Genomic DNA, 19,659 nt, shown 5'->3' with positions numbered 1-19,659 from the left:
AGTTATGCAAAATGATTCTTTGGTCCAGCTGGCCGTCAGCGCCCTGGAAGACCTGAAAGGCGCCGATATCACTACCATCGATGTGCGCGGCAAGACCAGCGTCACCGATTTCATGGTGATCGCCAGCGGTACCTCCAGCCGTCACGTCAAGTCGTTGGCCGACAACGTGCTGGAAAAGGTCAAGGCGCAGGGCGTGCGGCCGTTGGGCAGCGAAGGCCTGGACGGCGGCGAGTGGGCGCTGCTCGACCTGGGCGATGTGGTGGTGCATGTCATGCAGGTGCCGACTCGCCAGTTCTATGACCTTGAGCGTCTCTGGCAGGGAGCGGAGCAGAGCCGCGCGCAGCACGCCGGCGAGCAGGAATAAACACCCGTGCGGATCAAGCTGGTGGCGGTGGGGTCGAAGATGCCGCGCTGGGTCGAGGACGGTTGGCACGAGTATGCCAAGCGCCTGCCGTCCGAGCTGCCACTGGAACTGCACGAGATTCCGCTCAACACACGCGGCAAGAATGCCGATGTGACGCGGCTGATACGCCAGGAAGGCGAGGCCATGCTGGCGAAGGTGCAACCGGGCGAACGAATCGTCACTCTGGAAGTGACCGGGCGACCCTGGAGCACCGAACAACTGGCCGCCGAGCTGGAACGCTGGCGCCTCGATGCACGCAACGTGAATCTGATGGTCGGAGGTCCGGAAGGATTGGCCCCCGAAGTCTGCGCGCGCAGTGAGCAGCGCTGGTCGCTGTCACCCTTGACCTTGCCTCATCCGCTGGTGCGCATCCTCATCGGCGAGCAGATATATCGCGCCTGGTCGTTGCTGTCGGGCCATCCTTACCACAAGTAGTTCAGCCAAGCCCAAGATGTCACAGCCCATTCCCCTCAAGGACCACGAAAAGGACGCCCGCCTGGTGCGTCAGCGCGTGCTCGTGGGTGGCGTGATGGTGGTGCTGTTGATCGGGGTCTTGATTGCGCGCCTGTATTACTTGCAGGTCATCCAGTACCAGTACCACTCCACACTCTCGGAAAACAACCGGGTCCATGTTCAGCCGATTCCGCCCAACCGGGGGCTGATCTTCGATCGGACCGGAAAGATCATTGCCGACAACCGGCCGAGCTTCAGCTTGACGGTCACCCGTGAGCGCGCCGAGGACTGGCGCAAGACGCTCGACACCGTGGTCGAGGTGCTGGGGTTGTCGAGCGAGGAGCGGGAGCTGTTCGAGAAGCGCGTGCTGCAAGGGCGCCGGCCGTTCGAGCCGGTACCCATCATGTACGAGCTGTCCGAGGAGCAGATCGCCCGCATCGCCGTCGACCAGTTCCGCCTGCCTGGCGTCGAGGTCGCGGCGCAGCTGGTCCGGCATTATCCGCAGGGCGAACACTTCGCGCACTCGGTCGGTTACGTCGGGCGTATCAACGAGGCGGAGGTCAAGCAGCTCGATCCGGTCAACTACAGCGGCACGCATCATATCGGCAAGACCGGCATCGAACGCTTCTACGAAGACGAGCTGCACGGTCAGGTGGGCTACGAGGAGGTTGAGACCAATGCGCGTGGCCGAGTGCTGCGGGTGCTGAAGCGGACCGATCCGATCCCCGGCAAGGACATTACCCTGACCCTGGATCTGGATCTGCAAAAGGCGGCGGAAGCCGCGCTGGCGGGGCGTAGAGGGGCGGTCGTGGCGCTGCAGCCGGCAACCGGCGAGGTGCTGGCGATGGTCAGTCAACCGAGCTTCGATCCGAATCTGTTCGTGACGGGCATCAGTTTCAAGGCGTACGGCGAGCTTCGCGATTCGATCGACCGGCCGCTGTTCAACCGGGTGTTGCGCGGGCTGTATCCGCCCGGCTCGACGATCAAGCCGATGATGGCAGTGGCCGGTCTCGATACCGGCGTCGTCACCGAGGACACGCGAGTATTCGATCCCGGCTTTTTCCAGCTGCCGAACGTCAAGCACAAGTACCGCAACTGGAACCGTGGTGGCGATGGTTGGGTGAATCTGGAGACTGCCATCATGCGCTCCAACGACACCTATTTTTACGAGCTGGCACACAAGATGGGCATCGACCGCATGTACGACTACATGAGTCGTTTCGGCATCGGACAGCGCGTGGCGCTGGACATGTTCGAGGAGACCGCCGGGCTGATGCCGTCGCGCGATTGGAAGCGTGCCCGTTACCGTCAACCCTGGTATCCGGGCGAAACCGTCATTCTCGGCATCGGCCAGGGCTATATGCAGGCCACACCGTTGCAGCTGGCACAGGCCACGGCGCTGATGGCGACCCATGGCAAGTGGATTCGGCCGCATCTGGCGAAAAGCCTCGAGGGCCAGGCTCCGGTCGATCCGGAGCCGGTGCCGGATATCGAGTTGCGCGATCCACGCTACTGGAAGGCCGCGATCAATGGCATGGAGCAGGTCCTGCACGGCGCGCGCGGTACGGCGAGAAAGGTCGGCGACACGATGAAATACCGCGGCGCCGGCAAAAGCGGTACCGCCCAGGTGGTGGCGATCAAGCAGGGTGAGCGCTACGACAGCGGCAAGCTTGCCGAGCGCCATCGCGACCACGCGCTGTTCGTCGCATTCGCGCCTGTGGACAATCCACAAATCGCGGTGGCGGTCATGGTCGAGAACGGTGAGTCCGGTTCCGGTGTCGCCGCGCCGGTGGCCAAGCAGGTCATGGACGCCTGGCTGCTCGATGAAAACGGCGAACTGAAGGCCGAATATGCGAAACCGCCGACCGCCGAGGTGGCCAAGCAATGAGCGGGACATTCGATCGTACCCTGTCGACCACCGACGTGATGCGCCGGCGGGCGACCTTGCTGCAGCGCATGCACATTGACGGGGTGTTGCTGTTGCTGTTGCTGCTGCTGGCCGCCGGCAGCCTGTTCGTGCTCTATTCGGCCGGCGGCAAGAGTTGGGATCTGCTGCTCAAGCAGGCGGCTTCGTACGGCATCGGTCTCGGCGCCATGCTGGTGATCGCCCAGCTGGAGCCGCGATTCATGGCGCGCTGGGTGCCGCTGGGGTATCTCATGGTCGTGGCGCTGCTGGTGGCGGTGGATTTCATTGGTTACACCGCCATGGGCGCGACCCGCTGGATCAGCATCCCCGGGGTGATTCGCTTTCAACCATCGGAATTCATGAAGATCATCATGCCGATGACCATTGCCTGGTATCTGTCCGCCCGGGCGTTGCCGCCGGGCATCAAGCACACGATGGTCAGCCTCGGCCTGATCCTGACGCCCTTCGTGCTGATTCTCAAACAGCCGGACCTGGGCACCTCGATGCTAGTGCTGGTCTCCGGTGCCTTCGTACTGTTCATGGCCGGCCTGCGGTGGCGCTGGATACTGGGCGCCGTCGCGGCCCTCGTGCCCGTCGCCGTGGGCATGTGGTATTTCGTTCTGCACAACTACCAGAAGCAGCGTGTGCATACTTTTCTCGATCCGGAGAGCGATCCACTCGGGACCGGCTGGAACATCATCCAGTCCAAGGCGGCGATCGGTTCCGGTGGCGTGTTTGGCAAGGGCTGGCTGATGGGTACCCAGTCGCACCTGGATTTTTTGCCGGAAAGCCATACGGACTTTATCATTGCGGTCCTCGCTGAAGAGTTCGGCCTGGTCGGCGTCTGCTTGCTGCTGTTCGTTTACTCGTTGCTGATCGCGCGCGGGTTGGTGATCACCGCCCAGGCGCAAACGCTGTTCGGCAAGCTGCTTGCCGGCGCGCTTACGATGACGTTCTTCGTCTATGTATTCATCAACATCGGTATGGTCAGCGGGCTGCTTCCGATCGTGGGGGTGCCGTTGCCCTTCATCAGTTTCGGTGGCACTTCATTGGTGACCCTGCTATCAGGGTTCGGGGTTTTGATGTCGATTCACACCCATCGCAAGTGGATCGCACAGGTTTGATTAGAGTGAATTTCTTGAATCCATTACGGCGTGGCTGGTTGGCACGGGTGCTTTGCGGAGCGGGTCTGTTCAGTGGGTTCGGCTGCGCCTCCGTGGCGATTGCGGCGGACTATGAAGGCGAGAAGGTTGCCGAGTTCGTTCGTGAAATGACCCAGGATTACGGATTCGCCGGTGAGCAGCTGGTGGAAATGCTGGCACAGGCAGAACGCAAGCAGGCCATTCTCGACGCCATCTCGCGGCCGGCCGAGCGCGTGAAGCCCTGGAAAGAGTACCGGCCGATCTTCATCACCGATTCACGCATCGCGCAGGGCGTCGACTTCTGGCGGGAAAACGAAGCAGCGCTGGCGCGGGCCGAGCAAGTCTATGGCGTGCCGGCCGAAATCATCGTCGCGATCATCGGCGTCGAAACCTTTTACGGGCGCAATACCGGCAATTATCGCGTCATCGATGCGCTGTCCACGTTGAGTTTCGATTACCCGCCACGCGAACCCTTCTTCCGCCAGCAGCTCAAGGAGTTCCTGTTGTTGGCGCGTGAAGAACAGGTAGACCCGCTCACCTTGACCGGCTCGTATGCCGGTGCGATGGGCTTGCCGCAATTCATGCCGAGCAGTTTTCGCGCGTATGCCGTGGACTTCGATGACGATGGCCATATCGACATCTGGAAAAACCCCGTCGACGCTATCGGCAGTGCCGCCAATTACTTCAAACAGCACGGCTGGGTGGCCGGCGAGCCGGTGGTCGCCCGCGCCACTGTCAAGGGCGAGCGGCACGGCGAAGGTCTGACCGAGGGCCTCGAGCCGGTCCTGAGTGCGGCCGAGTTGCGTGAGCTGGGCTGGCAGTGGCGGACCGACAAGGCTATCGCCGATGACACCGCCGTGACGGCTTTCCGCCTGGATGGCGCCGACGGCGACGAGTATTGGGTCGGCTTGCCGAATTTCTATGTCATCACGCGCTACAACCGGAGCGTGATGTACGCCATGGCGGTGCAGCAGCTCGCCGAACGGCTGGCGCGCGCGCGAGGTGATCAATGACCGCTCGTTTGCTGGCGACGGCCCTTGCCGTTGCCCTCCTGGCCGGTTGTTCGTCGCCGACGCCACGCTCCTCGGGGCCGGCGGCGACTGCCGGCGTTGGCAGTGCCGGTGACTATGCTCGCCCGCACAAGGACGGCGCGCCCTGGTGGGACGTGGATGTCTCGCGCATTCCGGATGCGACACCGATGCCGCATAACGGCCCGTTCAAGGCCAATCCTTACACGGTGCTGGGCAAGACCTACTATCCGATCGGCGATGGGCGTAACTATCGCGCGACCGGGACGGCGTCGTGGTACGGCACCAAGTTCCATGGCCAGCCTACCGCCAACGGCGAGAAATACGACCTGTATGGCATGAGCGCCGCACACAAGACACTGCCGTTGCCCAGCTACGTGCGGGTGACCAATCTCGACAACGGCAAGACCGTGGTGTTGCGGGTCAATGACCGCGGCCCCTTCTACTCCGATCGGATCATCGACCTGTCGTTCGCTGCGGCGAAGAAGCTGGGTTACGCCGAAGTCGGTACGGCGCGGGTCAAGGTCGAAGGCATCGACCCCGAGCAGTGGTGGGCCGAACGCGGGCAGCCGGTACCCATGGTGCTGGCGCAGTCGCAAGCCCCCAGCAAGGTTGCCGGGCCTTCGCTGGCGCAGCCCGTCGAACAGTACACGCCGCCGCCGGCACAGCACGCCGGCGCCACCTTGCCGGTGCAGGTCGACAAAGGCGACAAGCCGGCCGCTGCGGCCAAGCCAGGCGTGTTCCTGCAGGTCGGTGCGTTCGCCAACCCGGACGCGGCCCAGCTGTTGCGTGACAAGCTCAGCAGCATGACTGCCGCGCCAGTGTTCGTCAGTTCCGTGGTGCATCAGGAGCAGATTCTGCATCGGGTGCGCCTGGGGCCGATCCACTCCGCGGATGAAGCCGCGCAGCTCGAGCAAAGCGTTCGTCTCGCCAACCTGGGAAATCCCCGGCGGGTGCGGGGTGATTAGCCCCTTCCGGTGCTCGAAAAAAAACATGGCGCGCTTATTCAACAACCCTTTGGCACATCAATCTTTCTGAGAGAGCAATGACTATCACCACCTTCGTGCATCGACTGTTCCTCCTCACCGTGCTGGTCGTCGCGCCGGTAGCCTGGGCCGAGCCAGTCATTCCATCGCCACCGCAACTGGCGGCGAAATCCTACGTTCTGATGGACGCGGCCAGTGGCAAGGTACTGGTCGAGAACGCGGGAGACGAGCGCCTGCCCCCGGCCAGCCTGACGAAGCTGATGACGGCCTATATCGCCACGCTGGAAATCAAGAAGGGCCAGATTTCCGAGAGCGACATGGTCACGGTCAGCGAAAAGGCCTGGCGTACCGGTGGCTCGCGGATGTTCATCCAGGTCAACACGCAGGTATCGGTCGACGATCTGCTGCACGGCATCATCATCCAGTCGGGCAACGACGCCAGCGTTGCCATGGCCGAGCACATTGCCGGCAGCGAGGAAGCCTTCGCTGATCTGATGAACAGCACGGCCCAGCGGCTGGGCATGAGCAACTCGCACTTCATGAACGCCACCGGGCTTCCGAACCCCGAGCATTACTCTTCGGCAGCCGACATGGCCAAGCTGGCCCGCGCGATCATCCACGAGGACGCGGCGCATTACAGCATCTACGCGCAGAAGGAATTCTTCTGGAACAATATCAAGCAGCCCAACCGCAACCTGCTGCTGTGGCGCGACAAGACCGTTGACGGGCTCAAGACCGGGCATACCGAGGAGGCGGGATACTGCCTGGTCGCCTCCGCGGTGCGTGATGGCATGCGCCTGATCAGCGTGGTGTTCGGCACCAACAGCGAGCAGGCCCGTGCGGCCGAGACGCAGAAGCTGCTGACCTACGGGTTCCGTTTCTTCGAGACCAAGACCTTCTATCAGAAGGGCGTCGAGCTGGCCAAGTCCCGCGTCTGGAAAGGCCAACAGGACCAGATCAGCGCGGGTCTGCAGGACGACCTGACTCTGACCCTGCCGCGCGGACAGTTGGACAAGCTGCAGGCTGGCCTGACCTTCAATCCTGAACTCACGGCCCCGATCCAGCAGGGCGACGTGATCGGTCGAGTCGACGTCACGCTCGATGGCCAAGTGCTGCAGAGCACCGATCTGATCGCCCTCGAGACCGTGGAAGAGGGTGGGCTGTTCAGCCGACTCTGGGATAGCATCCAGCTGTTCTTCTTCAACCTTTTCAACTGATGCCTCTTGAGCGCGCCCGGCTATCCGCCGGGCGTGCTCGCGGATCACGAGTCCGTTACCCATGACCGAACGTAAAACTGATGCAGCACCACCGAAAATCGAATTTCCCTGCGAGCGTTACCCGATCAAGGTGATCGGGGATGCCGGTGAGGATTTCAGCGCGACGGTGGTGGAGGTGATTCGGCGGCATGCGCCGGACTTCGACGAAACCACATTGGTCGCTCGCGACAGCCGCAACGGGCGCTTCCTGTCCGTACAGGTGCTGATCACGGCGACCAGCGTCGAGCAGCTGCAGGCGATCCATGTCGATCTACGCGCGACCGGCCGCGTGCACATGGTGCTCTGATGTCTGGCTGCCCGTATCGGCCTCAGCTGATCGAAACCGGAATTCGCCAATGAGCACCGCTATCCTCGGGGTGCGTGAGCTCGGCTTGTTGGAATACCAGCCCGCCTGGCAAGCGATGCAGCGTTTCACCAATGAGCGTGGGCCGGCCACCGGCGACGAGATCTGGCTGTTGCAGCATCCGCCGGTATTCACCCAGGGTCAGGCCGGCAGGCCCGAACATTTGTTGTTGCCCGGCGATATTCCGGTGGTACAGGCTGATCGGGGTGGGCAGGTCACCTATCACGGCCCGGGGCAGTTGGTGTGCTACCTGATGCTGGACGTCCGGCGACTGGGCATCGGTGTCCGCGAACTGGTCAGCCGCATCGAGCAAAGTCTCATCGATTTGCTCGCCAGCTACGATGTACAGGCCATCTCCAAGCCCGACGCGCCGGGGGTCTATGTCGATGGGGCGAAGATCGCATCGCTCGGTCTGCGCATCCGTAACGGGCGCTCGTTCCACGGTCTGGCGCTCAATGTGGACATGGACCTGGAGCCCTTCGGGCGGATCAACCCTTGCGGCTACGCCGGGATGAGCATGACCCAGTTGGCGGATCTGGTCGCGGGGCCAGTCGCCTTTTCCGAGGTCAGTGCCCGCCTGCGCGAGCAACTGGTCAAGCACCTCGGGTACGCGCAGCAGCAGACTCTGACAGGCGCAATGGAATACTAAGCCGAGCGCTGGCTCGTGCGATGTGAGCGGGAGCGGATATGAAAACGCCCGCCCCAGACGGCGTCTGGAGCGGGCGTTGTTCGACCCGATCAGTTCAGGTTGAGGGTCGGAATCAGGCTGCTGTCGAACGACTGGCCGGGTACCGGCACCGGCGCGGCCAGGCCCAGATTGTTCTTTTCGAACACCCGGTCGGCCCGGTAGCTGGAGCGCACCAGCGGGCCAGCGGCCACTTCCATAAAGCCCTTTTCCAGGCCGATATCGCGGAAACGGTTGAATTCTTCCGGGCTGACCCATCGCTTGACCGGCAGATGGTTGCGGGTCGGTTGCAGGTACTGGCCGAGGGTAAGGATGTCCACGCCGATGGCGCGCAGGTCGTCCATGGTTTGCAGGATTTCTTCATCGGTCTCGCCCAGGCCGAGCATCAGGCTGGTCTTGGTGAGTACCTCCGGACGGTGTTTCTTGGCGTGCTCGAGAACCTTGAGCGTCTTCTCGTAGCCCGCACGTGGGTCGCGTACTTCGCGGGTCAGACGCTTGACCGTCTCGACGTTCTGCGCGAACACCTCCAGGCCGGAATCGACCACGCGTTCGATGGCCTGGTGGTCACCGTCGAAATCCGGCGTGAGCGCCTCGACCACCACCTGCGGCGTGTTGTCCTTGATGGCCCGTACGCAGGCTGCGTAATGGCTGGCACCGCCATCTTCCAGGTCGTCGCGATCCACCGAGGTCAGCACGATGTAGCGCAGGGCCATCAGTTCCACCGACTTGGCGGTGTTCTGTGGCTCTTCCAGATCCAGCCAGCCGTTGGGATTGCCGGTATCCACCGCACAGAAGCGGCAGGCGCGCGTGCACACCGATCCCATCAGCATGATGGTGGCGGTGCCGTTGGACCAGCATTCACCCATGTTCGGGCAATGAGATTCCTGGCACACGGTGCTCAGACGGTGCTCACCGACGTTGCGCTTGACCGCTTCGAAGCGGCTGCCGCTGGGGGCCTTGACCCGTAGCCATTTGGGCTTGGGTTCGAACACCTGGGGCTCGCTCGAGGCCCGGCGCTTCTGCCCGTCCTTGATCGCGGTAATGCCCTGGCTGGTGCGGAATTTTTCGCCGCTGGCGACGGTTTTGGGCTGGGAGATTTCGGACATCGGCTTTCTGGGCTCCGCTAGAGGCTCCGGGGACGAGGCAGTTTTGTGGCCGCCGGGCAGTTTATCACAGGCACTGACTGCACGGTCCGTCTGGCGAGGCGTCAGTCGGTTGCCCAGGCTGCTGCGGCAGGCGCTGTGCAGGGAGTGATGCTTGGGTTTCACGCGGCCGAACCAATTGGCGCCTCACGTGCGCCAGCGACACTGCCGGCGAGGGCGAGCGTGACCTGTTCTTGGAGAGAGCGGCTCGGGGCGGAGCAGGGCCGATTAGTTCGGCGCTGCTCGGCTATGGCTCTGCGCGCAAGCGGCCCAGCAATTCCTGCGTTGGATGGCCATCGGCGGGCCAGCCGAGCTGCTGTTGGAAGCTGCGGATGGCGTTGCGGGTGTTGGCGCCGATGATGCCATCTGCGGCGCCCGGATCGAAGCCCTGGTTCGACAGACGCTCCTGCAGCTCGACGCGCTCGGAGCGGCTCAGGGGCTGCTCGCCCTGCGGCCAGCTCGCCCGGACCCGGCCGGCACCGTCGAAACGCTCGGAAAGCAGGCCGATCGCCAGCCCGTACGATGACGAGTTGTTGTAGCGCAGAATGGTCCTGAAGTTGTCGAGGACCAGGAAGGCGGGCCCGCGGTAGCCGGCGGGCAGCAACAGGCTGGCGCTCGCTTCGTCCATGGTCGCGGGCAGGCCGCGTAGACCCAGGCGGCGCCACTCGGACAACGGCTTGCGAATGACGCTATCAGCCAGTGCGTAGTCGAAGCCATCCGGCAGGCTGACTTCGAAGCCCCAGGGTTGTCCGGCTTTCCAGCCCGACGCTTGAAGGTAGTGAGCGGCTGAGGCCAGCGCGTCGGCCGAACTGTTCCAGATATCCCGCCGGCCATCGCCGTCGAAATCCACTGCGTGGGTGTTGTAGGTGGTGGGAATGAACTGGGTCTGCCCCATGGCGCCGGCCCAGGAGCCACGCAACTGCTCGGCGGTGACATCGCCGTGCTCAAGGATCTGCAGTGCCGCCAGCAGCTGGCTCTTGGCGAAGTCGGGACGCCGCCCTTCATGCGCGAGAGTGGCGAGCGAACGAATCACGCCCTTGTCGCCCATGATCTGCCCAAAGCTGCTCTCCAGCCCCCAGATAGCTACCAGAGTGTTCCGACCGACGCCGTAGCGCGCTTCGATGCCATCCAGGGTCTGCTGGTGTTGGCGCAGCAGGCGCTTGCCGCCCTCGACTCGCTGCTGCGACAGGGCGCCTTCCAGGTATTGCCATACGGGGCGGGTGAATTCGGGTTGGCTGCGGTCGGCGACGATGATGCTCGGGTCGGGGGTAACGCCGGCGAAGGCGCGATCGAACACTGATGCCGGTATGCCTGCTTGCAGGGCTTCCCTGCGGAAGGTTTCGCGCCATTCGGCGAAGCTTACCGTTGTCGGCTCGGCTTCGCCTGGCGGTGCCGGAAGCGGTTGGGGCGTAGCCGGCAATTGAGCGGTGGCCGTGGCAGTGACCGGTGCATTGGGCTCGGCGGCGCAGGCGACCACGATGCACAGCGCCGAACCGGCAATCAGGCTACGCAACAGCAGAACGGGAACGAAGGTGTAAAGCATGCACCACTCTCGGCAAGGCATCGACGGACGACATTATCACGCTTTGCCTTGCTTGGCTTTTCAAGCTGCCAGAAGGACCGAAGCCTCCCAGTTGGTGGACTGGGAGGCTTCGCGGCGGTAGCTGCCTTTGCCTTTTTTCGGCTGTTCCTGGCGACTGCGAAATAGCGGTTGCGCCACCAGGCTCTTGGCCTTGTTCGGCCGCTTTCGTTGCTTGCTCATGATCTTCCCTCCAGGTTGCTCTGATCAGGCCGAGGCATCATAAGGCTTGTACAAAAATTGTCCAGCCGACCTGGCGATGACCGCTATCGCGTCTGAGAGTGTTGCAGCGTGGTTATCCGGTGCGCCCGTCAGGCCGAGCGCTAGACCTTGAGTCTGCGCCCGCTCAATTGCAGGCAAAGGTCCGTCAAGCCCAGCCAGGGGTCACCCTCGGCTTGCCCCTTGATCTGCTCGTCAATGCGCTGCGCATCCATCAGCAGGCGTTGCCAGCCCGCCACGTCGTGGCGCTGCAGCGCCTTGCTGACCAGCGGCTTGCGCTTGTCCCAGACCGGCGGGCGGGCCTGGCTGAAGGCTCGATCGAGCGGCACGCCCTGGCTGTACTGCTGTGCGATGTTGGCCAACTGGCGAATCTCGCGCGCCACGGCCCAGAGAATCACCGGTGCCTCGACGCCTTCGCCGCGCAGTCCGGCCAGCATTTGCAGAATGTGCTCCGGCTGGCCAAGCAGCGCTGCGTCGATCAGGCCGAAAACGTCGTAACGGGCACTATCGGCGACGGCGGCCTGCACGGTTTCGGTCGTGACCTGACCGCCATCGGCAAGCAGCTTGAGCTTTTCGATTTCCTGCGCGGCGGCGAGCAGGTTGCCCTCGACGCGCGCAGCGATCAGTTCTACGGCTTCCTGGTCGGCGGCCAGCCCTGCCTGCGACAGGCGTTGACGAATCCACTGCGGCAACTGTTGCGCGTCCACTGGCCAGATCTGCAGGAACTGCACCGGTTTGCCGTCTATCAGCGCCTTGGCCCATTTAGTCTTCTGGGTGCTGCCGTCGAGCTTGGGCAGGCTGATCAGCAAAACGGTGTCTTCGGCCGGGCGTGCAAGGTAGTCGAGCAGTGCGGCGGCGCCCTTGTCGCCGGGTTTGCCATTGGGGATGCGCAACTCCAGCAGGCGTTTTTCGGCGAACAACGAGAGGCTCGCTCCCGCTTCGATGAGCTGCCCCCAGTCGAAACCGGTCTCGACGTTCAGCACCTGGCGTTCACTGAAACCCTGCTGACGGCAGGCTCCGCGGATAGCGTCGCAGGCTTCCTGGCAGAGCAGGTGCTCATCACCGCTGACCACGTATACGGGCGCGAGAGCGCCTTGCAGGTGCTTGGCAAGCTGGGCGGGGGGCAGTTTCATGAGTTCCGGGAACGGTAGCCACCGGCGGTGGCTACCGTTTCATTACTGAATCGGCAGTTCGATCGGGGATTGCAGCGGCCGTTGGCTCTGTTCGCGCATCTGCGCCTCGATGGCCTCGGCTTCGGCGCGCTTCCTGGCCTCAGCCGTCTGCTGAAGTTGGTCGAGCTGTGCGGGGGTGATGCCGCGGATGCGCATGCTCACCTGCTGCAGCAACTCACGGCGCATTTCCTGACGCAGCTGTTCGGCTTCCTGGTCGGAGCCGATGAGGTTGCTGCTGTCATGCACGTAGACCTTGCGCACTTCGACGCTGTCTTCCAGCAGTACGGTGTCCTGCGGGCCACGGAACTGGTAGTCGAGCACGCTGGAAAGTTCGTATTCGGCGGTACGCGCCGCAGTCGTATAGCTGGCGGTGCGCTGGCGATTCTGTTCGCGGACCAGATCCAGGGTGTAGCGTGCGCCCGGGTAGACGCGTACGCCGTTGTCCTTGAGGAGCTCTTCCAGATCCTTGGCCGTGTCGCCGTAGCTGTTGCGTGCCTGCAGGTTGATCTCCTCGAGGGCGAAACTGGTTTCACCCGTCCCGCGCAGCTGAAAACCGCAGGCGCTCAACAGCAGGGCCAGGCCGGCCACCGCGAGATTGCGTTTGATCATCTTGTTATCCCCTTGCCAGCCTTGGCGCGATGCGCCAAGGCGAATCAGTTAGCGACGATATTGACCAGCTTGCCCGGCACCACGATGACCTTGCGGATCGTCAGGCCTTCGGTAAAGCGCACAACATTCTCGTTGGCGCGGGCGCTGGCTTCGATGTCTTCACGGCTGGCGCTGGCGGGCACTTCGATCTGCCCGCGCAGTTTGCCGTTGACCTGTACAACCAGTGTCAGGCTGTCCTGCACCAGTGCAGATTCGTCGACCTTCGGCCATTGCGCGTCGATGATCGCACCGCTCTTGCCCAACTGCTGCCAGAGTTCGTGGCAGATATGCGGCGTGATCGGTGCCAGCAGCAGGGCGACGGTTTCCAGCCCTTCCTGCAACAGGGCGCGGTCCTGTTCGGTCTCGGTTGCGGCCTTTTCCAGCACGTTCATCAACGTCATCACCTGGGCGATGGCCGTGTTGAATTTGTGATGCTGACCAACGTCGACGCTGGCCTGCTTGATGGCCAGATGTATCGCGCGGCGTACCGCTTTCTGCTCGTCGTTCAGGTTGGTGGTGTCCAGCTGACCTGCCGGGCCGTGGCTGACATGCGCGTGGGCCAGACGCCAGACGCGACGCAGGAAGCGGTTGGCACCCTCTACGCCGGAATCGGACCATTCCAGGCTCATGTCTGGCGGCGAGGCGAACATCATGAACAGGCGGCAGGTATCGGCGCCGTAGGCGTCGATCATGGCCTGCGGGTCGACGCCGTTGTTCTTCGACTTGGACATCTTCTCGGTGCCGCCGATTTCCACCGGTAGGTCATCGCTGGCGAGTTTGGCGCCAATGACCTTGGCCTTGGCGTCACGCTCGACAATGACATCGGCCGGGTTGAACCAGTCCTTGCCGCCGTTTTCCAGGGTGCGGTAGTAGGTCTCGGCGACCACCATGCCCTGGGTCAGCAGGTTCTTGAACGGCTCGTTGGAGCTGACCAGGCCCTCGTCACGCATCAGCTTGTGGAAGAAGCGCGCGTAAAGCAGATGGAGGATGGCGTGCTCGATACCGCCAATGTATTGATCTACCGGCAGCCAGTGGTTAGCGGCTGCGGGGTCGACCATGCCCTGGTCGTAATGCGGCGAGGCATAGCGAGCGAAGTACCAGGACGACTCGACGAAGGTGTCCATGGTGTCGGTTTCGCGCTTGGCTGCAGCGCCGCACTTGGGGCAGCTGCACTCATAAAACTCGGGCATGCGAGCCAGCGGCGAACCGGCGCCGTCCGGCACCACATCTTCGGGCAGGACCACCGGCAGCTGATCCTCTGGCACCGGCACATCGCCGCAGCTGTCGCAATGGATGATCGGGATCGGGCAGCCCCAATAGCGCTGGCGGCTGATGCCCCAGTCGCGCAGGCGGAACTGCGTGCGGGCCTGGCCGAGGCCCTTCCTCTGCAGAGCGACCTCCATGGCGTCGAAGGCGCCGTCGAAGTCCAAGCCATTGAATTCGCCCGAGTTGATCAGCTCGCCGTGCTCACCATAGGCGTCCTGCCAGGGCGCGGGCGTTTCGTCACCAGCGCTGGTGCGCACCACGGGTTTGATAGGCAGGTCATACTTGGTCGCAAAGGCAAAGTCGCGTTCGTCATGGGCCGGAACGGCCATCACAGCGCCTTCGCCGTAGTTCATCAGTACGTAGTTGGCGACCCAGACCGGCAGCAACTCTCCGGTCAGTGGGTGCTGCACGCGCAGGGAAGTGGCGAGACCTTTCTTTTCCTGGGTGGCGATGTCGGCTTCGGCGACGCCGCCACGCTTGCATTCGTCGATGAAGGCTTGCAGCTCGGGATTGTTCTGAGCGGCAAGGGTGGCCAGTGGATGTTCGGCGGCGACGGCCACGTAGGTGGCGCCCATCAGGGTATCGGGGCGAGTGGTGAACACCTTCATCACGCCTTCGCTGCCGATGCTGGCGACGTCGTAGGGGAAGCTGATCTCCATGCCGCGCGACTTGCCGATCCAGTTGCGCTGCATGGTCTTGACCTGCTCGGGCCAGCCGTCCAGTTCGTCCAGGCTCTCCAGCAGCTCATCGGCGTAGGCGGTGATCTTGAAGTAGTACATCGGGATTTCGCGCTTCTCGATCAGCGCGCCGGAACGCCAGCCGCGGCCATCGATGACCTGCTCATTGGCCAGCACGGTCTGGTCGACCGGGTCCCAGTTGACGGTGCCGTTCTTGCGGTAGATCACGCCTTTCTCGTACAGGCGGGTGAACAGCCACTGCTCCCAGCGGTAGTAGTCGGGCTTGCAGGTGGTGACTTCACGTGTCCAGTCGACGCCCAGGCCCAGGCTTTTCAGCTGGTTGCGCATGTAGTCGATGTTTTCGTACGTCCACTTCGCCGGCGCGACCTTGTTCTTCATCGCCGCGTTCTCGGCCGGCATGCCGAACGCGTCCCAGCCCATGGGCTGCAGCACGTTCTTGCCCTGCATGCGCTGGTAGCGGGCAATCACGTCGCCGATGGTGTAGTTGCGCACGTGGCCCATGTGCAGCTTGCCGCTGGGGTAGGGGAACATCGACAGACAGTAGAAGGTGTCCTTGCCTGGCTGCTCGCTCACTACAAAGGATTTCTGCGCGTCCCAGGAGGACTGCGCGGCGGCTTCGATTTCGCGGGGCTGATACTGTTCGTGCATGGCTACTGGCGTTGAATGATGGCTGGCTGCTCGCGAAGCGGCGACGGGCTGCGCAGATGCCGGTCGAAACCTGGCGAAGTCGGCGGCACAACGGGCTGGATGCGAGAGCATGGAAGCGCCGTAGCATACATGACCCCCCGCGACCGAGGGAAACCTGATTTGCCGGCGAGCGCGCGCCCCGCTGGTCGCGGGCCTCGTCGTCGTTCCTGTGTGAGCTACGCTTGTAGCTGGGGGCGGGACGACCGAGGAGGTGAACCATGGGTAAAGAGCGCCAGGCAGATGAGGGCAACCTATACGGGCGCGTACTGCAGAGGCTGACGGTGGCCCTGGAAGAGGCGGAGCGAACCGCGGGCGATGGTTCCGGCACGACGACCGAGCTGGAAGTCGGCGGGCTGACGCCAGCGGAGTTCGATCTGATCCGCGCCTATCTGCAGCAGGATTCGCAATGGCTGTCGGGTTGGCACGCAGCGGCCGAGGAACAGGCGCAGCTGGTGCGCCAGGCGACGCGCCCGGCACTGCGCAATGTACTGCGCCATCATCCTCATCCGGGCAAACGGAGCAAGCAGGCGCCGTTGTCGCTCCAACAGACGATGAGCTGCGCGCTCTGTGGCGCCAGTGTGAGTTGGCCGGAAGGTGCCGGGCCGGTCGCCTGTTCGGCCTGTGGTTCGCAACTGCTGCGTGCGAGGCAGCGATTACATACCTACCCAAAGCATTGACGGCGTCCTCGCTGCCGACAAGTGGACGCCCTGACAGGTAAAGTTGCAGCAACCGATCTGCCGGAGCTGCACATGCCGATTCGCTATTTCTTCAAACAACTGCTATTGCCGCCCGGCGGCCTGTTTTTGCTGCTGCTCGCTGCCTGGTGGCTGCGGCGCCGGGCGCCGCGGCTGGCCGCGCTGTGCTTCGTGGTCGGATTCGGTGGGTTGTGGCTGATGAGCCTGCCGGTCACCGTGGAATGGGCCGGGCGGGCGCTTGAACGCGAGGCGCCGCTCGATCGAGCCGAGTGGGCCGACCTCGCGCAGCGTGCGCAGGCGATCGTGGTGTTAGGGGCGGGGCGCGAGCAGGCCGACCCCGGCTGGGGATCCGACCAGCCCAGTTACCTTGCGCTCGAGCGGCTGCGCTTCGCGGCGCGGTTGGCCAAGGCCTCGGGCCTGCCGATCCTTGCCAGTGGCGGGCTGCACTTCGGTCAGCCGCCGAGTGAGGCGCAGCTGGCTGCCGAGGCGCTACAGCGCGATTTCTCGACACCGACCCGCTGGCTCGAGGAGCGCAGCCGCACGACCTGGGAAAACGCGCTCTACAGCGCCAGCATGCTCAAGGATGCCGGCATCGATCGGATCATCCTGGTCACCTCGGCATCGCATATGCCGAGGTCGCGCTGGTGCTTCGAGCAGAACGGCTTGCAGGTGACCGTCGCGCCGATGGGTTTTGTCGGAGTGCCCAACGGCCGTCCTTTCGGTGGCTGGCTGCCAGAAGCCAAAGCCGTCTGGCAGAACGGGCTGCTGCTGAACGAGGCCCTGGGAATGCTGATCTATCCGCTGCTCTATGGAGGCTCCGCCGACTGAGCGGTTGATCAGTCGACGGGCAGGCGGGGCTCAGGCCGAGCGGCGGCGGATCACGCCCCAGCCGAGCAGCACCAGACATATTGCGATCAGGGGCCAGGAGCGCCAACGCAGATACGGCGTCAGACCCTGCATGGGGGTGACTTCGCCGTAGAGCACCTGCTCTTCGAACGCCGGTACTCGCTCGGTGATGCGCCCCTGCGGATCGATCAATACGGTGACGCCGTTATTGGTCGCACGGATCATCCAGCGTCCGGCCTCCAGGGCGCGCGTCTGGGCCATTTGCAGGTGTTGCAGCGGCCCGATGGAATGGCCGAACCAGGCATCGTTGCTGACGGTGAGCAGAATGTCGCTCTGCGCCGCGAGGCTGGCGGCGAATTCGGGATAGACCACCTCATAACAGATGAACGGCGCGATACGATATCCCTTCGCCTGCAACAGCGGTTGCTCCGGTGCGCCCCGGGCGAAGTCGGACATCGGCAGGTCGAAGAATGCGATCAGCCCGCGCAGCAGGTCCTGCAAGGGTACGTACTCGCCGAAGGGCACCAGCTTCTGTTTCAGATAGGTGCCTTGCGCATCGCCGGCTGTCGTCAGGCCGTTGTAGTAGCGCAACTCGCCCTCGGCGTTCGGCTGGCGCACGGGCACACCGGTGATCATCGCCGAGCGACGATCCTGGGCGAAGCGGCCCATCATCGTCAAATAGCCTTCGGCGTGCTCCTTGAGGATGGGCACGGCGGTTTCAGGCCAGACGATGAGGTCGACGGGGCGGCTGCGGAAGGTCATGTCGCGATAGAGCAACAGTTGCATCTCGAGCTTTTTCGGGTCCCACTTGATGCTCTGCGCCACGTTCCCCTGCATGGCCGCGACCGTGATCGGCTCGGCCTTGGCTGTCGTCCAGGCGTGTTGGCCGACTCCCAGCGCGCCGCCCCATAGCGCCACCAGCAGCATCAGTGCGCCGATCAACGCGCGTTTGTCCGCGAGCAGGCGAGGCAGCTCGGCAAGCATGGCTGCACTCAGCACGATGGCGAACGTTAGCAGCCATACCCCGCCCACCGGTGCCAGTCCGGCCAGCGGACCGTCGAGCTGGCTGTAGCCGGCGTACAGCCAGGGAAATCCGGTCAGGATCCAGCCGCGCAGCGCATCGATCGCGAGCCACAATGCAGCGAACACCAGCGCGGCGAGCAGCGGCCCGCCGGCGGGTCTCAGCCAGCGCGACCATAGCCAGCCGAGCAGGGCGAAGAACAACGCCAGACCGGCGACGAACCCCAGCGTCAGCGCGCCGGCGAGCGGCGGCGGTGCGGCACCGAAATCGTGAATGCTGACGTAGACCCAGCTTACGCCCGAGGCGAACAGGCCGAAGCCATAGCACCAGCCGCGACCGGCCGCCTGTTTCGGCGCCAGCTCACGCAGGCCGAGATAGAGCAGTCCGGCCGACAGCAGGGCCAGCGGCCAGATGTCGAAGGGTGCCAGCGACAGGGTGGTCAGGGCGCCAGCGGCGAGCGCCAGCAGGTTGCCCGGCCAGCCGGGGCGGGTGATCCAGCGCATGGGGTTTCCTTGAAGTGCCGCCGCCGTTCGATGCCCGGCGGCGAGGATGCGGAGCGGAGGAGTCTACCGAAGGTTTCGAAGCGCCGGCAGGGCGCCTAGCCGTTTTCCGTTCGCGTGCGGGTCAGGCGCAGCATATGCACGCGGCGGCTGTCGGCATTCAGCACGCGGACGCGGAAGCCATCGATTTCGGTGACTTCATTGCGCTTGGGCAGATGCCCGAACGTGCTCATGACCAGCCCGGCCACGGTGTCGAATTCTTCGTCGGGAAATTCACTGCCGAAGAACTCGTTGAAGCTGTCGATCGGTGTCAGCGCCTTGACCAGAAAATCGCCGCTGGGCAGCGGGCGGATGTAGCTGTCTTCCTCGATGTCGTGCTCGTCTTCGATATCGCCGACGATCTGCTCCAGGACGTCTTCGATGGTCACCAGGCCCGCCACGCCGCCGTATTCGTCGATGACGATCGCCATGTGGCTGTGGTTCGCGCGGAACTCGCGTAGCAGCACGTTGAGGCGCTTGGATTCGGGGACGAAGGTGGCCGGCCGCAGCAGGTCCTTGATGTCGAATGCCTGCTGATCGTCCTGCAGGATCAGGGGCAGCAGATCCTTGGCCAGCAATACACCGATCACCTCGTCGAGGCTGTCGCCGACCACGGGATAGCGTGAGTGCGCCGCGGAGATGATCGCTGGCAAGAATTCCTTCGGCGACTGATCGGCACGGATGCTCATCACTTGCGAGCGCGGCACCATGATGTCACGTACCTGCAGGTCGGCTACCTGTATGGCGCCCTCGACGATCGCCAGGGCTTCGTTATCCAGCAATTTGTTCTGGTGGGCGCCGCGCAATACTTCCAGCAGCTCCTCGCGGGTTTTTGGCTCCTGGGCAAAAGCCTGGGTGATTTTCCCAAACCAGGACTTCTGCCCGTTGCTCGATCGGTCTTCGCTCATGTCTTTGACTCAATGG

General features: G+C 63.7%; 19 protein-coding genes. 11 read left to right on the top strand and 8 right to left on the bottom strand.

Annotation, left to right across the window (positions count from 1 at the left end; all coding sequences use genetic code 11):
• The first annotated feature begins 4 nt into the window (after positions 1-4).
• The 9 genes from rsfS (at position 5) to lipB (ending at position 8,187) form a co-directional block, all read left to right on the top strand.
• Positions 5-364, top strand: coding sequence for a ribosome silencing factor (rsfS, locus tag KCX70_RS19295; RefSeq protein WP_212618493.1), 360 nt, complete (start codon positions 5-7; stop codon positions 362-364).
• A 6-nt stretch (positions 365-370) separates the two neighbouring features.
• Positions 371-838, top strand: a complete 468-nt coding sequence (rlmH, locus tag KCX70_RS19290; protein ID WP_102846659.1) for a 23S rRNA (pseudouridine(1915)-N(3))-methyltransferase RlmH — start codon at positions 371-373, stop codon at positions 836-838.
• 16 nt (positions 839-854) lie between these two features.
• Positions 855-2,744 carry a penicillin-binding protein 2 gene (gene mrdA, locus KCX70_RS19285; RefSeq protein WP_021209686.1) on the top strand — a complete coding sequence of 630 codons (1,890 nt, stop codon included), beginning with the start codon at positions 855-857 and terminating at the stop codon, positions 2,742-2,744.
• Complete coding sequence (gene rodA, locus KCX70_RS19280) at positions 2,741-3,886, top strand: rod shape-determining protein RodA (protein ID WP_021209685.1); 1,146 nt, start codon at positions 2,741-2,743, stop codon at positions 3,884-3,886. Before mrdA ends, rodA begins: the two co-directional genes overlap by 4 nt.
• Before the next feature lie 146 nt (positions 3,887-4,032).
• On the top strand, positions 4,033-4,917 hold the full coding sequence (gene mltB, locus KCX70_RS19275; protein WP_241787031.1) for a lytic murein transglycosylase B: 885 nt from the start codon (positions 4,033-4,035) through the stop codon (positions 4,915-4,917).
• A complete protein-coding gene (locus KCX70_RS19270; RefSeq protein ID WP_212618492.1) occupies positions 4,914-5,900 on the top strand; it encodes a septal ring lytic transglycosylase RlpA family protein in 987 nt (328 codons plus the stop codon). The genes mltB and KCX70_RS19270 overlap by 4 nt, the downstream gene beginning before the upstream one ends.
• A 77-nt stretch (positions 5,901-5,977) precedes the next feature.
• Positions 5,978-7,135, top strand: a complete 1,158-nt coding sequence (locus tag KCX70_RS19265; RefSeq protein ID WP_021209682.1) for a D-alanyl-D-alanine carboxypeptidase family protein — start codon at positions 5,978-5,980, stop codon at positions 7,133-7,135.
• A gap of 61 nt (positions 7,136-7,196) precedes the next feature.
• Entirely contained in the window at positions 7,197-7,481 is a 285-nt protein-coding gene (locus KCX70_RS19260) for a DUF493 domain-containing protein (protein ID WP_021209681.1), read from the top strand.
• 49 nt (positions 7,482-7,530) lie between these two features.
• Positions 7,531-8,187: a lipoyl(octanoyl) transferase LipB gene (gene lipB / locus KCX70_RS19255; protein WP_212618491.1), complete on the top strand. Its 657-nt coding sequence runs from the start codon at positions 7,531-7,533 to the stop codon at positions 8,185-8,187.
• An 89-nt stretch (positions 8,188-8,276) separates the two neighbouring features.
• Here the strand turns inward: lipB and lipA are convergent, their stop codons facing one another.
• From lipA to leuS, 6 genes are all read right to left on the bottom strand, one after another.
• The gene (gene lipA / locus KCX70_RS19250) at positions 8,277-9,329 is read right to left on the bottom strand and encodes a lipoyl synthase (protein ID WP_212618490.1); all 1,053 of its coding nucleotides are present in this window, start codon (positions 9,327-9,329) and stop codon (positions 8,277-8,279) included.
• Positions 9,330-9,612: 283 nt separating this feature from the next.
• The gene (locus tag KCX70_RS19245; RefSeq protein WP_212618489.1) at positions 9,613-10,908 is read right to left on the bottom strand and encodes a lytic murein transglycosylase; all 1,296 of its coding nucleotides are present in this window, start codon (positions 10,906-10,908) and stop codon (positions 9,613-9,615) included.
• Positions 10,909-10,968: 60 nt separating this feature from the next.
• Entirely contained in the window at positions 10,969-11,127 is a 159-nt protein-coding gene (gene arfA, locus KCX70_RS19240) for an alternative ribosome rescue factor ArfA (RefSeq protein ID WP_021209677.1), read from the bottom strand.
• A gap of 140 nt (positions 11,128-11,267) precedes the next feature.
• Positions 11,268-12,296, bottom strand: coding sequence for a DNA polymerase III subunit delta (gene holA / locus KCX70_RS19235; protein WP_212618488.1), 1,029 nt, complete (start codon positions 12,294-12,296; stop codon positions 11,268-11,270).
• Between the two features lie 42 nt (positions 12,297-12,338).
• Positions 12,339-12,944, bottom strand: a complete 606-nt coding sequence (lptE, locus tag KCX70_RS19230; RefSeq protein WP_102846655.1) for an LPS assembly lipoprotein LptE — start codon at positions 12,942-12,944, stop codon at positions 12,339-12,341.
• Between the two features lie 44 nt (positions 12,945-12,988).
• Positions 12,989-15,595, bottom strand: a complete 2,607-nt coding sequence (gene leuS, locus KCX70_RS19225) for a leucine--tRNA ligase (protein WP_212618487.1) — start codon at positions 15,593-15,595, stop codon at positions 12,989-12,991.
• Between the two features lie 257 nt (positions 15,596-15,852).
• Between leuS and KCX70_RS19220 the strand changes: the two genes are divergently transcribed.
• Complete coding sequence (locus KCX70_RS19220) at positions 15,853-16,311, top strand: hypothetical protein (RefSeq protein WP_021209673.1); 459 nt, start codon at positions 15,853-15,855, stop codon at positions 16,309-16,311.
• Between the two features lie 72 nt (positions 16,312-16,383).
• Positions 16,384-17,157 (top strand): YdcF family protein, encoded by a 774-nt coding sequence (locus KCX70_RS19215; protein ID WP_212618486.1) that lies wholly within the window; start codon positions 16,384-16,386, stop codon positions 17,155-17,157.
• A gap of 30 nt (positions 17,158-17,187) precedes the next feature.
• Here the strand turns inward: KCX70_RS19215 and lnt are convergent, their stop codons facing one another.
• Together lnt and KCX70_RS19205 are read right to left on the bottom strand one after the other, a co-directional pair.
• Complete coding sequence (gene lnt / locus KCX70_RS19210; protein ID WP_212618485.1) at positions 17,188-18,699, bottom strand: apolipoprotein N-acyltransferase; 1,512 nt, start codon at positions 18,697-18,699, stop codon at positions 17,188-17,190.
• Between the two features lie 95 nt (positions 18,700-18,794).
• Positions 18,795-19,643 carry an HlyC/CorC family transporter gene (locus KCX70_RS19205; protein WP_102853207.1) on the bottom strand — a complete coding sequence of 283 codons (849 nt, stop codon included), beginning with the start codon at positions 19,641-19,643 and terminating at the stop codon, positions 18,795-18,797.
• Positions 19,644-19,659: the final 16 nt, after the last annotated feature.

Origin of the sequence: Stutzerimonas stutzeri (assembly GCF_018138085.1) — a bacterium.
Lineage (GTDB): Bacteria > Pseudomonadota > Gammaproteobacteria > Pseudomonadales > Pseudomonadaceae > Stutzerimonas > Stutzerimonas stutzeri_AI.
This window is presented reverse-complemented; position numbering and strand designations above follow the sequence as displayed.

What these genes read in the sequence shown, in the direction of transcription:
- KCX70_RS19265 (WP_021209682.1), top strand. Translation starts at nt 5,978, where the DNA reads ATGACTATCACCACCTTCGTGCATCGACTGTTCCTCCTCACCGTGCTG.
- KCX70_RS19205 (WP_102853207.1), bottom strand. Translation starts at nt 19,643, where the DNA reads ATGAGCGAAGACCGATCGAGCAACGGGCAGAAGTCCTGGTTTGGGAAA.
- mrdA (WP_021209686.1), top strand. Translation starts at nt 855, where the DNA reads ATGTCACAGCCCATTCCCCTCAAGGACCACGAAAAGGACGCCCGCCTG.
- lipA (WP_212618490.1), bottom strand. Translation starts at nt 9,329, where the DNA reads ATGTCCGAAATCTCCCAGCCCAAAACCGTCGCCAGCGGCGAAAAATTC.
- mltB (WP_241787031.1), top strand. Translation starts at nt 4,033, where the DNA reads ATGACCCAGGATTACGGATTCGCCGGTGAGCAGCTGGTGGAAATGCTG.
- KCX70_RS19245 (WP_212618489.1), bottom strand. Translation starts at nt 10,908, where the DNA reads ATGCTTTACACCTTCGTTCCCGTTCTGCTGTTGCGTAGCCTGATTGCC.
- lptE (WP_102846655.1), bottom strand. Translation starts at nt 12,944, where the DNA reads ATGATCAAACGCAATCTCGCGGTGGCCGGCCTGGCCCTGCTGTTGAGC.
- rsfS (WP_212618493.1), top strand. Translation starts at nt 5, where the DNA reads ATGCAAAATGATTCTTTGGTCCAGCTGGCCGTCAGCGCCCTGGAAGAC.
- KCX70_RS19260 (WP_021209681.1), top strand. Translation starts at nt 7,197, where the DNA reads ATGACCGAACGTAAAACTGATGCAGCACCACCGAAAATCGAATTTCCC.
- KCX70_RS19220 (WP_021209673.1), top strand. Translation starts at nt 15,853, where the DNA reads ATGGGTAAAGAGCGCCAGGCAGATGAGGGCAACCTATACGGGCGCGTA.
- KCX70_RS19270 (WP_212618492.1), top strand. Translation starts at nt 4,914, where the DNA reads ATGACCGCTCGTTTGCTGGCGACGGCCCTTGCCGTTGCCCTCCTGGCC.
- rodA (WP_021209685.1), top strand. Translation starts at nt 2,741, where the DNA reads ATGAGCGGGACATTCGATCGTACCCTGTCGACCACCGACGTGATGCGC.
- lipB (WP_212618491.1), top strand. Translation starts at nt 7,531, where the DNA reads ATGAGCACCGCTATCCTCGGGGTGCGTGAGCTCGGCTTGTTGGAATAC.
- KCX70_RS19215 (WP_212618486.1), top strand. Translation starts at nt 16,384, where the DNA reads ATGCCGATTCGCTATTTCTTCAAACAACTGCTATTGCCGCCCGGCGGC.
- arfA (WP_021209677.1), bottom strand. Translation starts at nt 11,127, where the DNA reads ATGAGCAAGCAACGAAAGCGGCCGAACAAGGCCAAGAGCCTGGTGGCG.
- holA (WP_212618488.1), bottom strand. Translation starts at nt 12,296, where the DNA reads ATGAAACTGCCCCCCGCCCAGCTTGCCAAGCACCTGCAAGGCGCTCTC.
- lnt (WP_212618485.1), bottom strand. Translation starts at nt 18,699, where the DNA reads ATGCGCTGGATCACCCGCCCCGGCTGGCCGGGCAACCTGCTGGCGCTC.
- leuS (WP_212618487.1), bottom strand. Translation starts at nt 15,595, where the DNA reads ATGCACGAACAGTATCAGCCCCGCGAAATCGAAGCCGCCGCGCAGTCC.